Source organism: Bradyrhizobium sp. 192 (genome assembly GCF_023100965.1).
Classification (GTDB): Bacteria; Pseudomonadota; Alphaproteobacteria; order Rhizobiales; family Xanthobacteraceae; genus Bradyrhizobium; species Bradyrhizobium symbiodeficiens.
In genome coordinates, this window is sequence record NZ_CP064690.1 from 3,168,751 (window position 1) to 3,182,190 (window position 13,440).

Below are 13,440 nucleotides of genomic sequence, written 5' to 3' on the forward strand. Positions count from 1 at the left end.
TAGCTGATAAAAATCATATTGCCAAATTAAATAAATCATATATTAATCGGGTTGAGGATGAAAATGACATTGCGGCTATCCGCGGGAGCTAATGTGGATCAAAGTCTATATATTTCAGCGGTCTACGTATAATTGATGGCGTCCGCCTAAATTAATGCGAGCACTCGGGTGTGGTTGGAGGGGTGGAAAGTCAATTCCGTCGTCCTAAGGCCACCGCATCGGAAGCCCGATCGATATTTGGGGGGCAGGAGAATACCAATGCTGGAATTGCGATCCTTGGCGATCCCTGATGTCAAAGTAATTCGGCCAGATCGGTTTTCCGACGCCCGCGGCTATTTCTCTGAGACCTTCCAGCGATCGACTTTCGCGGAGAAGGGCATTCTGCACGACTTTGTTCAGGATAATCAGTCCAGCTCGGATCGTATCGGCACGGTACGCGGCTTGCATTTCCAGCGACCACCTTTCGCCCAGGCGAAGCTGATACGGGTGTTGAGCGGGGCCATTCTCGATATCGCAGTGGATCTGCGGCGTTCATCGCCCACCTTCGGGAAGCACATCGCGATCAAGTTGGATAGTGAAAGCGATGAGCAGGTGTTCATTCCGAAGGGGTTTGCGCACGGCTTCTGTACACTGCAGCCCAAAACCGTCGTCCTGTACAAGGTCGACCAGGTCTACGCCCCAGGCCATGACGGTGGCGTCTACTGGGCTGATCCAGCACTAGAGATTGAATGGCCTGTGACAACCTCAGAGGCTCAGCTGTCGCCGAAGGACCACGTCCTTCCTGCGCTCAACCAGCTTGGTTGCGTTTTCGACTAATGGAGACGAGATAGATGCGTATCTTGGTGACCGGCGGAGCGGGCTTTATCGGATCTGCAGTGTGTCGTCGCTTGGTGTTGCAGACTGGTGCCGCAGTGATCAACGTCGACAAATTGACATATGCAGCCAATCTGGCGTCCCTTGCGAGCATCGAGAGACTGGAGACCTATTCGTTCCTGCAATCCGATATCTGTAATCGCGAGGTCGTTGATCTTGCTTTCGCCGACTACGAGCCGGATGCGATCATCCATCTGGCCGCCGAAAGCCACGTCGATCGCTCGATCAACGGGCCCGATGCTTTCATCAACACCAATATTGTCGGCACCTACACGCTGTTGCAGGCGGCCAGAACCTACTATGAACGCCTGCCACTTCAGAGGCGGAAGCAATTTCGCTTCGTCCATGTGTCGACCGACGAAGTCTACGGTTCGTTGGGGCCAGACGATCTATTTCGCGAGGACACGCCCTACAGACCGAGCTCGCCGTACTCGGCGAGTAAGGCTGCATCGGACCACCTCGCACTTGCGTGGTTTCGAACCTTCGGTTTGCCGGTCATCGTATCGAATTGCTCGAACAACTACGGGCCATACCAGTTCCCAGAAAAGCTCATCCCGCTGACGATTCTCAATGCGATCGACCGGAAGCCTCTACCGGTCTACGGCGACGGCAAAAATGTTCGCGACTGGCTTCACGTCGACGATCATGCCGCCGCTTTGATAAAGCTGCTGCACGAGGGGAAACCGGGCGAGAAGTATAATTTCGGCGGAGATGCGCAGCGATCCAATATGGATGTCATAACCCGAATTTGTGATGAGCTGGATCGAATAATTCCTTGCGCGGGACCAAGGCGATCCCTCATCACGTTCGTGCCGGATCGGCCGGGACATGATGCGCGCTATGCAATCGATGCGTCGAAGGCAAATCGCGAACTCGGCTGGAAGCCGACGAGAACGTTCGAACAGGGGCTGGCCGAAACAGTGAGATGGTATCTCAAAAATCGTACGTGGTGGGAGCGTACCCGCCGCGGCGTCTACGATGGTTCGCGTCTCGGTCTCCTGGCTTCCCAACACTGAGGTGAAGATGACAGTGCGACCCATCCTCATTGCCGGCCGAAACGGCCAGTTGGCAAAGTGCCTTCGCGATCATGCTGCAATGCGCGATCTGCCTGTGGTAGCGCTCGGGCGCCCGGAACTCGACCTGGAGAACCGCGAGGGTATCGACAAGCTCATCGCGTCAATCGCGCCGTCTGCAATCATCAACGCGGCCGCGTATACGGCGGTCGATCAGGCGGAATCTGAGGCAGCGAAGGCGTTCAGCGTCAACCGCGATGGCGCGGCGGCATTGGCGGATAGCGCATGGCAGATGAACATTCCAATCATCCATCTCTCGACCGACTATGTGTTCGACGGCACGAAGTCCGATGCATACGATGAAAGTGACATTCCCGCACCATTGAACGTCTACGGCGCGTCGAAGCTGGCCGGTGAAGCTGCTGTACTGGCCGCTCACCCGCTCGCCACCGTGATCAGATGTTCGTGGATTTACAGCCCCTATGGCAGCAATTTCGTTCGAACGATACTGCGGCTATGCGAGACGCAGCAGACTGTAAGGGTTGTCCGCGACCAGCATGGCAATCCGACCTTCGCATCCGATCTCGCGGAGGCGGTCCTCCGGATCGCAGAGCGGTCGGTAGCGGACGATCGCAGGGCCACGGCCGGTATCTTTCATCTCGCCGGACAGGGCGAGACGACCTGGCACGACTTTGCTCAGGCAATCTTCTGTGAGCGTTCTCGACGTGGAGCGCTGGTTCCGGCGCTCGAGGCGATCACGACCGAAGAGTTTCCGACCGCCGCGCGCCGACCTCGGAACTCGCGTCTGAATTCAATGAAGGCGGAACGTGTGTTCGGGATTCGATTGGCGCCTTGGCGCCATTCACTCAAAGCTTGCCTGGAGCAGCTGGTCGGAGAAGGAGAAACCGATGATGAAGGGAATCGTGCTGGCTGGCGGCAGCGGAACGCGCCTCTATCCGATCACGCGGGTGGTCAGCAAACAGTTGCTTCCGATTTATGACAAGCCAATGATCTATTATCCCCTATCGACGCTGATGTTGGCAGGAATCCGTGAAATTCTGATCATTACAACGCCTCCAGACCGGTATCAGTTCGAGCGGTTGCTGGGTGACGGCAGCCAATGGGGCATTCGGCTCAGCTACGCGGAGCAAACCCGTCCCGCCGGGCTCGCGGACGCCTTCATTGTTGGTGCTGATTTCATCGGAAACGACCGTGTGGCGATGGTACTTGGGGACAATATCTTTTTCGGCGACGGTCTGAGCGAGTTACTTGCCCGAGCGGCAGGACGGGAGGAAGGCGCAACCGTTTTTGCCTATCACGTGCGAGACCCGGAACGATACGGCGTGGTCGCGTTCGACGAGGCGGACCGCCCGGTATCGATCGAGGAGAAACCCAAAAGTCCAGCTTCGAACTGGGCAATTACGGGGTTGTATTTTTTCGACAATCGCGTGGTCCGCTACGCCCGTCGCGTCGAACCATCACCACGCGGCGAGCTCGAGATTACCGATCTTCAGATGCGTTACCTTTCGGCAAATGCGCTCCACGTCGAACGCATGGGTCGCGGATTTGCTTGGTTGGACACCGGCACGGTCGAGTCTCTCATCGATGCAGGGACGTTCGTGCAAACCCTGGAAAAGCGGCAGGGAATGAAGATTGCCTGTCTCGAGGAGGTCGCCTTTAGACTCGGCTTCATCGATCGTGATCAACTTCTCGCGTTGGCGCAGCCGCTGGAGAAGAGCGGCTACGGCAAATATCTGAGCGAAATCACCGCGCTGCCACAGTTTGCTTCGCAATAGCTCGGTTAGCGATAATGGAAAGTTATTTTAAATGTACCTGGGTGTATTTAGTTAAGAAATTGACCGTCCATTTAAAGTTAAATAAAATAGATGGGAATTATCTATCTAGTTGGTGTGGCCATGCTGGATCAAAAGGCGAGCGTCTTCGGCCCGAGTGCACGGGCGGTTTTTCCGGGGGGGATTCCCGTTCTTTGGCAGGATTCGACGCGCTGGAATGCAGGGGCGGACTTTGAGCCGCCGGACCTCTGGGCAAGGCCGTTTGCTGATCCGCCGGCAGGCGGGTCCTCCGCTAAGCCCGGCCTCGTTGGTGACGCCTCATTCTTCCAACACTCGTCTCGTGTCGGCTTGCGTGAACTGTCAGACTTGCGCAGCGGTGTGCCGCGCGGCTCCTCCGCATCTTTTCAGTCGCGATTGGCCGCTCTGCGCTCGAGTTCGGCAAGTCTGGTGGCTCGTCCGAACGAAGGGCGCCGGACGTTCTCAACTGAGGCTGCGCCACTTTTCCGGGTGGAGGGCGGACCTGCCGTCAGTTCTTCGACAAGTTCTTTGTCCGTAACCACGGATAGCGCGGACTACGCGCCCGGCAGTACGGCAACGTTTACGGCCGCCGGCGTCCAGACGGGAGCGTCGGTCGCATTCTATGTTGCCGATCTACTGAGCGCGCCCGGTGCTAACGGCATTGCCGATGTGTATACGCCCTTCACGATCAAGGACGGCGCCATCGGCGACATGGATGGACTGGCTAACGGGACAGTCGTCGCGCAATGGCAGGTGCCGGCCGATGGCCGATCGACCGGAGCGACATTGCAGCTCACGGCGACCTCTGGAGCGCAAACAGGGACTGCGACCTTCACTGACGCGAGCAACAAGATCGTCACGGAGAACCAACTACCGGGCACGCCGAAGAGCACATGGGCAATCCACGGATCGATCGCGAACGAGGGCGACTCGCAGATTGAGGGCTTCGCGACGCAGATCAGCACTAACGCCGGACAAGCCGTCTCTTTCAAGATCGATACAGCTTCGAGTGGTTACACGCTCGATATCTATCGTCTCGGCTATTACGGAGGCAATGGCGCGCGCCTCATCACCAGCATGCACCACACGGGAGCCGCCAACCAACCGACCCCACTTTTCAATGATCCGACCAACACCGTTGATGCCGGAAATTGGTCCGTCACGGATTCTTGGACAGTCCCGGCGGGCGCTGCTTCCGGTGTCTATTTCGCGAAATTGACGACGGACACCGGCAACTTCCAGAACATGGTTCCGTTCATCGTTCGAAACGATGGCACCTTCTCGGACATCGTGTTCCAAACAAGTGACACGACATGGGAGGCTTACAACCCGTGGGGCGGCTATAATCTGTATGAAGGTCCCAACGGGAACAATAGCGATCGTGCCTACGCTGTAAGCTACAACCGTCCGCTCGCAATCAATTCGACCGCTAACCTGGCCGGGCCGCAGGACTTCCTGTTCGGTGAGGAATACGCAGCAATCTACTGGTTGGAGCGGAACGGCTACGACGTCAGCTACATCTCCGGCATCGATGCCGCGACCAATCCGGGACTGTTGCTGAACGCGGGCGCCTATATGGATGCCGGCCATGACGAATACTGGTCGCAATCGCAGTTCGCCAATGTTACTGCCGCGCGCGACGCCGGCGTCGATCTCGCCTTCCTGAGCGGCAACGAGATCTATTGGGACATCGAGCTTGGTACAAGCTTCGACGCGAGCCATACGGCAAACCGGACGATCATCGAGTACAAGAACATCTGGAGCGGCGCGCAACTCGATCCGAATGGCACTGCCAACGGAGGAGCGGGTATATTTCGTGATCCAGTTTATGGACCCGGTACTCCGGAGAACTCTCTTTCCGGTACGATCTTCACCGTGGACGATATCGGTACGCTTGACAACATCAGCGTGCCGGCCAGCATGTCGCAGTTTCGCTTCTGGCGAAACACCAGCATTGCCAGTGGCAACGGAGGAACGCTGACGCGTCTGCTTGGCTACGAGTGGGATAGCGATCAGGACAACGGCTTCCGGCCAGCCGGGTTGGTCGACATGTCGTCGACGACAAGAAACGTCAACACCCTGCTGCTGGACAATGGTTTGACTACCGGTGCAGGGACCGCCACGCATAACCTCACTCTCTACGCTGATCCGGAAAGCAAAGCTCTGGTTTTCGGCGCCGGCACGGTCATGTATGCGTGGGGATTGTCAGACCAGTATGTTCCGTACAAGGGCCTCACCGCGCCAGTCAGTACTGCCGTGCAGCAGTCGATGGTAAATCTCTTGGCTGATATGGGAGTGAATCCCCAGACGTTGCAGGCGGGCCTCGTGAGCGCCCAGGCCTCCACCGACCACACCGCGCCAACGGCCGTCATCACTTCCCCGACAGGGGGAACCAGCGTCAGCCAGGGCCAGACCGTCACGATCACCGGCACAGCCTCGGACGTCGGTGGACTCGTGGCCGGCATCGAAGTGTCGACTGATGGTGGCACGACGTGGCACCCGGTGAGCGGCACGACGAGCTGGAGCTATACCTGGATCGCTTCGGGCTCCGGCACGCAGCTCATCGAAGCTCGCGCGACTGACGACAGTGTCAACATGCAGGCGACACCTGCCACGGTCAGCATCGACGTCACAGGCGGGAGCAGCTCAGGAGGCCTCTTCGCAGCTTCTAACGTGCCTGCTCAGACCAGTTTGAACGATGGGACGCCGCTTGAAGTCGGCCTGAAGTTTATTTCCTCCAAGGCGGGACAGATCACCGCGCTGAAATTCTATCGCAGTCCAAGCGACACCGGGACCGACCTTGTCGACCTCTGGACCTCGACCGGTACCAAGCTTGCCAGCGCGAGCTTCACCAACACCACGGCGAGCGGCTGGCAAACGGTCAATCTGGCGACACCCGTCACGATCAGCGCCAATACGACCTATGTCGCCTCGTATCACACCAATGGCGCCTATGTCGCCACGAACAACTTCTTCGCAAATTCCTTCACGAGCGACAGCTTGACGGCGCCTTCCTCCGCAACGTCCGGGGGGAACGGCGTATATTCGTACGGCGGTACCAGCACGAACGGACTCTTCCCGACGAATACGTTTGCTTCTTCGAACTATTGGGCTGACGTCGTGTTTGTCCCCAGCAATGGCAGCAACGGGCCGCCGACCGCGGTCGCCGATACGGGCGATGCAACCGAGAAGGGCGGGGTGAACAACGGCACCGGCGGTTCGCCCGCCACGGGAAATGTGCTGACCAACGATATCGATCCGGACGCTGGCGACACCAAGACCGTCACCGCGATCAGCTTCGGTTCGACCTCCGGCGCGCTCGGTTCAACGCTGAACGGAGCGCACGGAGGCCTGGTGCTACTTGCTTCAGGTGCTTTCACCTACACCATCAACGAAGCCGATCCTGCGGTGCAGGCCCTGCGGCTTACGACCAACACGCTGACTGAGGTCTTCAACTACACGATGTGTGACACCGCCGGAGCAACATCTTCGACGACGCTCACGGTCACCATTCACGGCGCCAACGATGCGCCGGTGTCGGCGATCCAGACCAGCGACCAAACCGCAACGGTAGCTTCGGCCTTCTCGCTGACGCTGCCGGCCGGCACCTTCACAGACCTCGATTCCGGCGATTCACTCGCCTATACGGCAACAGGGGCCAACGGCTCGGCACTTCCCGGCTGGTTGACCTTCGGCGGATCGACCCGCACTTTCAGCGGCACACCGACGTCCGCAAATGTCGGGACTGTCGGTGTGAGGGTCAACTCGACCGATCTCGGCAGCCTGTTCGCAAGTGAGACGTTCAACATCACCGTGACGACGACCGCAAACGCAGCGCCGACCGCCGTCGCCGATACCGGCGACGCCACGGAGAAGGGTGGCGTGAATAACGCCACCGGTGGCTCGTCCGCCATAGGCAACGTGCTGACCAACGACACCGATCCGGATTCCGGCGATACCAAGACCGTTACGGCCGTCAGCTTTGGCTCAACGTCTGGCACGCTTGGATCTGCCGTCAATGGAGCACGCGGCAGCCTAGTCCTCAATGCCTCGGGTGCGTTCACCTACACGGTCAATGAAACGGATCCGGCCGTGGAGGCATTGCGGCTCACGACTAATACGCTGACTGATGCCTTCAATTACACGATGCGCGACCTCGCCGGGGCGACGTCATCGTCCACGGTCACGATCACGATTCATGGCGCCAACGACGCACCGGTCCTGGCGGTCCAGACCAGCAATCAAACAGCAACGGTCGGTTCGGCCTTCTCGCTGACTTTGCCTGTCGGCACCTTCACCGATGTCGATTCAGGCGATTCGCTCAGCTATGCCGCAACCGCCGCCAATGGCTCGGCGCTCCCTGGCTGGTTGACCTTTAACACTGCGACCCGGACCTTCAGCGGCACTCCGACGTCGGCCGATATCGGCACGCTCGGCGTGAGGGCGGCAGCGACCGATCTCGGCAGCCTGTCCGCGAGCGGGACATTCAATATCGTGGTGAGCACAGCTCCATCGACGTTCAGTCTGTTCTCGTCCTCCGATACGCCCTCGGTGCTATCGTCGTCCGACACGTCACAAGCCAACCTCGGGGTGCGATTCACGTCCTCCGCGGCCGGCACAATCACCGGCATCAGGTATTACAAGAGCTCGAACGACAACGGCATCCATACCGGGTCTCTGTGGAGCAGCACAGGCACGATTCTTGCGAACGCAACCTTTGCCAACGAGACCAGCAGCGGCTGGCAAACAGTCACATTCAGCAGTCCGGTGTCGGTTACGGCCGGCACTACCTACGTCGCGAGCTTCCACAGCAACGGCCGTTATGCCTATACGCCGAGCTACTTCACCACGGCCCGCACCAATGGGCCACTCACGGCGCCCGCGAGCAGCAATGGTGTCTACACCTATGGAACAGGAAACCTGATTCCGACCAGCACGTTCAATGCCGCCAATTACTGGGTGGATGTGGTGTTTAGCACTTCCGGCGGCGGCACGAACCAGCCACCGGTCGCCAACAACGACAGCGACTTCAATGCGACACGAGACGTGCCACTCAGCATTTCCGGGTCGGCACTCCTGACAAATGATACCGATCCGAATGGGGACATTCTGTCGATTACGGGCGTCAGCGGGGCCGTCAACGGCACCGCCAGCTTTAATGCCCAGAACAACACCGTGACCTTTACTCCGGCCAGCGGATACACCGGGGCGGCGTCGTTCAATTACGCGATCTCCGATGGCCGGGGCGGTACCGGTGGCGCGAATGTGGGGGTGACCGTGCGTGCGCCGTCAGCGAGCACCGTAAGTCTGTTCGCCTCGAATCCGACGCCCAGCGTGGTTGCCGTGAACGATCAAAATTCGGTCGAGCTCGGAATAAAATTCCAAGCTTCCACCGCGGGAGACGTCCTTGGCCTGCGCTTCTACAAGGGACCGACCAACACGGGGGCCCATGTTGCGAATCTGTGGAGTAGCACAGGTACCCTGCTGGCCACCGCGACTTTTGCCAATGAAACAGCCAGCGGCTGGCAACAGGTCAATTTCGCGACGCCGGTCACGATCACGGCGGGGGCAACCTATGTCGCCAGCTACCACACTGCAGGCAACTACGCCGCCGATGCTGGCCTCCTGGCCAACGCAATTACCAACGGACCGTTGACGGCTCCATCCTCGGCATCGATCGGCGGCAACGGCGTGTTCGCATACGGGACAGGCAGCCTGTTTCCGACCAACACCTACAACTCAACCAGTTATGGCGTTGACGCTGTTTTTAGGCCGCAGCTAGTAGCATAGGAGACGCAGGATGCACGCCGAACTTTATACCGATGGAATTGAGGAAATCACCGTCAGCGGAACCATCGTCCGTGTCGATCTGGTCAGTCTTTCACCGACGGAGCGCGACTCAAAAAATCTCCCCCAAAAAGTGTTCTCTCAGCGGCTGATCTTTTCGGTCGAAGCCTTCGCCAATTCAGTCGATGTAATGCAGAAAGCGCTCCAGGGCCTGGTTGATGCGGGGGCGGTCCGTAGGAACCCCCCAGCCGAGTCGCGCAACGCCACGTCGGAAGTGCATAGCGCGCTGCCGACTAACACACGGTCGCTGAATGTCTCTTCAAATTTCCGCTGAAATCGACGCCGCGGACGACGCGAACGCTCAGGCTGCGGACGCGCCCGGGCAGGCAACGCAGACGCCATTGGAATGCCTGTCCAAGATATCCGGACATCATGGTATCGACCTGCCGGTCGAGCGCCTGAAGCACGCCTACGCCGTGGCTGCTCCGCCGTCGTTGAATCTTCTGGTGCGCATGGCGAAGGATGCGGGCCTGCGCGCGAGGAGCACGAAACTGGACTGGGGTGGTCTGATCCGTCTCGGAGATGCGTATCCGGCGCTGGCCCGGCTCGCCAATGGCAACTGTGTCGTTGTCCTTGGTGCCGAACGGGAAGCTGGGGGCACAGAGGCGGTCTGCGTCTTCGACCCGCTCGCCGACCGCAAGCATGAAGTCTTGGTTGTCGACCGCGACCGTTTCTGTGCCCAATGGGCCGGTGACACGATCCTGATCAAGCGCGAGCAATCGGCTCTGGATGGCCGGAGGAGCTTCGGCCTCCGGTGGTTCGTACCGGAGCTGCTACGTCAATGGCGACTGTTCAGGGACGTCGCGATTGCCGCCATTCTGCTCTATGCGTTGGGCCTGATCATTCCGATCTTCTTCCAGCTCGTCATCGACAAGGTGCTGGTCCATGAGAGCTTCACGACGCTCTACGTGCTTGCGGCAGGAGCGGCCGTCGCACTCGTCTTTGACGCCATATTCGGCTTTTTGCGGCGCTACCTGCTGCTTTATGCGACCAATAAGGTCGACATCCGCGTCGCTACGAAAACGTTCGCTCATCTCCTCGGGCTACCGGTCACCTTTTTCGAGCGCATGGCCGCCGGCGTGCTGGTCAAGCACATGCAACAGGCGGCGCGGATCCGCGAGTTCCTGACCGGGCGACTGTTTCTGACCACCCTCGACGCGCTCTCGCTATTCGTTTTCCTGCCGGTCCTTGCGCTCTACAGCGTTAAGCTGACGCTCATGGTTCTGGCCTTTACGGCCGCGAGCGGTGCTGTCGTTGGGCTGCTCATGGGTCCTTTCCGACGACGTCTTTACGATCTTTACCAGGCGGAAGGTGCGCGGCAGGCTCTGCTTGTCGAAACAGTTCACGGCATGCGGACCGTGAAGTCGCTCGGGATGGAGCCGGTGCAGGGCGCGATCTGGGATAGCCGCTGTGCGCAGTCCGTGGCCATGCGATTCGGTGTCGAGAGGATTTCCGCAGGCGCCCAGGCGCTCACCGGATTTCTCGAGAAGATCATGACGCTTGGGATCATCGCTGTCGGAGCACTCGATGTCTTCGCTGGCGAAATGACGATCGGCGCGCTGGTCGCTTTCAACATGTTGGCGGGGCGGGTTTCCGGACCGCTGGTTCAGCTCGTGACCATGGTTCACGAATATCAGGAGGTCGCGCTTGCCGTGAAAATGCTCGGCGAGGTGATGAATCAAAAACCCGAACGCGATGGCAGGAAAGACGGTCTGCGGCCCGACTTCTCCGGAAAAATCGAGTTCGACAGCGTGTCTTTTCGTTACGGATCCGAGGGATCGCCGGCACTTGATGATGTGTCCTTTGCTATCGAGCCAGGTTCGATCTTCGGGATCGTGGGCCGGAGCGGCTCCGGCAAGACGACGCTTACGCGGCTGATTTCGGGCATGTATCCGGTGCAGCAGGGGCTGCTGCGTATCGACGGGTATGATTCGAGGGAGCTCGACCTGGCGCATCTGCGCCGAAACCTTGGGATCGTCCTACAGGACAATTTTCTGTTTCGCGGAACGGTCCGTGACAACATCGCCTGCGTGAAACGTGACGCGACCTTTGCTGAGATCGTCGCGGCGGCGCAGCTTGCAGGCGCCGACGAGTTCATCGAGCGACTCCCCCGCGGCTTCGACACCATGCTGGAGGAAGACGCCTCGAACCTGTCCGGCGGCCAGAAGCAGCGGATCGCGATCGCGAGGGCCCTGATCGTCAATCCGCGGATCGTGATTTTCGATGAAGCGACGAGCGCGCTCGACGCCGAAAGCGAACTGATCATCAGGCGCAATCTCCGCCGTTTGGCCGCAGGGCGTACCGTCATCATCGTCTCGCATCGGCTCTCGATGCTCACCGAAGCAAGCCAGATCCTGGTGATGGACCGGGGCCGGATCGTCGACATGGACCGACACGACCACCTCCTGTCGAAATGCACGATCTACAGGCATTTGTGGAACCAACAGATGAAGCAGACTGCATGAAGCAGACGAGGCAATCACGCGCGGATACGAAACCGGACGGTCCGGTCGTGGCCAGAACGGTCGAGCGACGGCGAAAGTTCAGGCCGTTGCCGGGGCGAGCGCGGGTGATCGCCGAATTCCAGTGCGATGCCACGGAGGTGGAGCAGCAGGCGCCGCCGCGGCTGGCGCGTGTCACTCTCTACGGCATTCTTGCACTAATCGCCTTTGCGGTGACCTGGGCCTCCGTCTCGCAAGTGGATATGATCGTCACGGCGCAGGGAAAATTGACCACGACACGCCCCAACCTCGTCGTGCAGCCGTTGGAAACGTCGGTCATCCGCGAGATACACGTCAAGGCCGGTGATCGGGTCAACCGCGGCGACGTTCTGGCGACCCTCGATCCGACTTTCTCGCAGGCGGACTTCGATCAGTTGCGCGGCAGACTGGCTGGATTCGAAGCGTCGATCGATCGCTTGGGCGCCGAACTGAACGGAATGGAATATACGGTCAAGGATCTCACGAACGCGGACCAGATCCTGCAGGGCAAGATGTTCCTGCAGAGGAGGGCCGCCTACGAGGCGCAGATCCAGAACTACGACACGCAGATCGCCTCCGCTCAAGCCAATCTCAGGACGGCGCAGAACGAAGAGGCAGTTCTTCTGCAGCGGCTCGAAACGATGCGTTCAATAGAGGCCATGCGATCCACACTGATGGATAAGGAGGTCGGTTCGAGGCTGAACTTCCTGCTATCTCGCGATGCTCGGCTCGAGGTCGAGAGCAATCTGGCGCGTGTTCGTGGCAATATTGCCGACAGTGCGCATCGGGTGGACAAGGCCAACGCTGACCAGAAGGTCTTCGCCGAGGAATTTCGTCGCACCAGCTATCAGGAGCTGGTGGAAACTCTGCCGAAGCGAAATAGTGCGGCAGAGGAACTGAAGAAAGCCGAGCTTCGCCGACAGTTGATCGTCCTGCAGGCGCCGGCGAATGCCGTAGTGCTGGAAATTGCAAACCGCACGGTTGGCTCTGTGGTTCGTGAGGCGGAAACAATGTTCGTGCTGGTTCCGCGCGACGTGCCTCTTCAGGCGGAGGTCAACGTCGAGGGGCGGGATATAGGTCAGGTGTCGCTCGGACAACCGGTCCGTATCAAGTTCGAAGCGTTTCCCTTCCAGAAGTATGGAACCGCTACGGGAGAAGTCCGGGTCATCAGTCAGGACACGTTCGCTCCGGATCCGAAAGCCGAGGGGGCGCGCCACGCGCCAGCTCCCTATTACCGCGTACTGGTCGATTTGTCCGACACGCACCTTCGGCTGCCGCCTGAGCGTACTCAGCTGATCCCGGGCATGGCGGTGACGGCCGAATTGAAAGTCGGCAAGCGCACGGTGATTTCCTATTTCCTCTATCCATTGCTACGCGGATTGGATGAAGGCATCCGAGAATATTGACCCGGCTTGA

Annotated in this window: 8 protein-coding genes; all 8 read left to right on the top strand. The window is 59.3% G+C overall.

The genetic code is table 11. The features are described from left to right. The first annotated feature begins 258 nt into the window (after positions 1-258). The 8 genes from rfbC (at position 259) to IVB24_RS14485 (ending at position 13,430) form a co-directional block, all read left to right on the top strand. Positions 259-816 (top strand): dTDP-4-dehydrorhamnose 3,5-epimerase, encoded by a 558-nt coding sequence (gene rfbC, locus IVB24_RS14450; RefSeq protein WP_247773328.1) that lies wholly within the window; start codon positions 259-261, stop codon positions 814-816. Between the two features lie 14 nt (positions 817-830). After that, entirely contained in the window at positions 831-1,889 is a 1,059-nt protein-coding gene (rfbB, locus tag IVB24_RS14455; protein ID WP_247773330.1) for a dTDP-glucose 4,6-dehydratase, read from the top strand. Between the two features lie 7 nt (positions 1,890-1,896). After that, positions 1,897-2,886: a dTDP-4-dehydrorhamnose reductase gene (gene rfbD / locus IVB24_RS14460; RefSeq protein WP_247773331.1), complete on the top strand. Its 990-nt coding sequence runs from the start codon at positions 1,897-1,899 to the stop codon at positions 2,884-2,886. Beyond that, positions 2,798-3,682 (top strand): glucose-1-phosphate thymidylyltransferase RfbA, encoded by an 885-nt coding sequence (gene rfbA / locus IVB24_RS14465; protein ID WP_247774095.1) that lies wholly within the window; start codon positions 2,798-2,800, stop codon positions 3,680-3,682. The genes rfbD and rfbA overlap by 89 nt, the downstream gene beginning before the upstream one ends. 120 nt (positions 3,683-3,802) lie before the next feature. Then, on the top strand, positions 3,803-9,487 hold the full coding sequence (locus tag IVB24_RS14470; protein WP_247773332.1) for a DUF4082 domain-containing protein: 5,685 nt from the start codon (positions 3,803-3,805) through the stop codon (positions 9,485-9,487). 10 nt (positions 9,488-9,497) lie between these two features. After that, on the top strand, positions 9,498-9,818 hold the full coding sequence (locus IVB24_RS14475; protein WP_247773333.1) for a hypothetical protein: 321 nt from the start codon (positions 9,498-9,500) through the stop codon (positions 9,816-9,818). Further along, positions 9,796-12,009: a peptidase domain-containing ABC transporter gene (locus IVB24_RS14480; RefSeq protein ID WP_247773335.1), complete on the top strand. Its 2,214-nt coding sequence runs from the start codon at positions 9,796-9,798 to the stop codon at positions 12,007-12,009. The genes IVB24_RS14475 and IVB24_RS14480 overlap by 23 nt, the downstream gene beginning before the upstream one ends. A gap of 104 nt (positions 12,010-12,113) precedes the next feature. Beyond that, positions 12,114-13,430 carry an HlyD family type I secretion periplasmic adaptor subunit gene (locus IVB24_RS14485; RefSeq protein WP_247773337.1) on the top strand — a complete coding sequence of 439 codons (1,317 nt, stop codon included), beginning with the start codon at positions 12,114-12,116 and terminating at the stop codon, positions 13,428-13,430. Positions 13,431-13,440: the final 10 nt, after the last annotated feature.

Excerpts from the sequence above, each read along its gene's own strand:
- rfbC (WP_247773328.1), top strand. The coding sequence starts at position 259 with ATGCTGGAATTGCGATCCTTGGCGATCCCTGATGTCAAAGTAATTCGG.
- rfbB (WP_247773330.1), top strand. The coding sequence starts at position 831 with ATGCGTATCTTGGTGACCGGCGGAGCGGGCTTTATCGGATCTGCAGTG.
- rfbD (WP_247773331.1), top strand. The coding sequence starts at position 1,897 with ATGACAGTGCGACCCATCCTCATTGCCGGCCGAAACGGCCAGTTGGCA.
- rfbA (WP_247774095.1), top strand. The coding sequence starts at position 2,798 with ATGAAGGGAATCGTGCTGGCTGGCGGCAGCGGAACGCGCCTCTATCCG.
- IVB24_RS14470 (WP_247773332.1), top strand. The coding sequence starts at position 3,803 with ATGCTGGATCAAAAGGCGAGCGTCTTCGGCCCGAGTGCACGGGCGGTT.
- IVB24_RS14475 (WP_247773333.1), top strand. The coding sequence starts at position 9,498 with ATGCACGCCGAACTTTATACCGATGGAATTGAGGAAATCACCGTCAGC.
- IVB24_RS14480 (WP_247773335.1), top strand. The coding sequence starts at position 9,796 with ATGTCTCTTCAAATTTCCGCTGAAATCGACGCCGCGGACGACGCGAAC.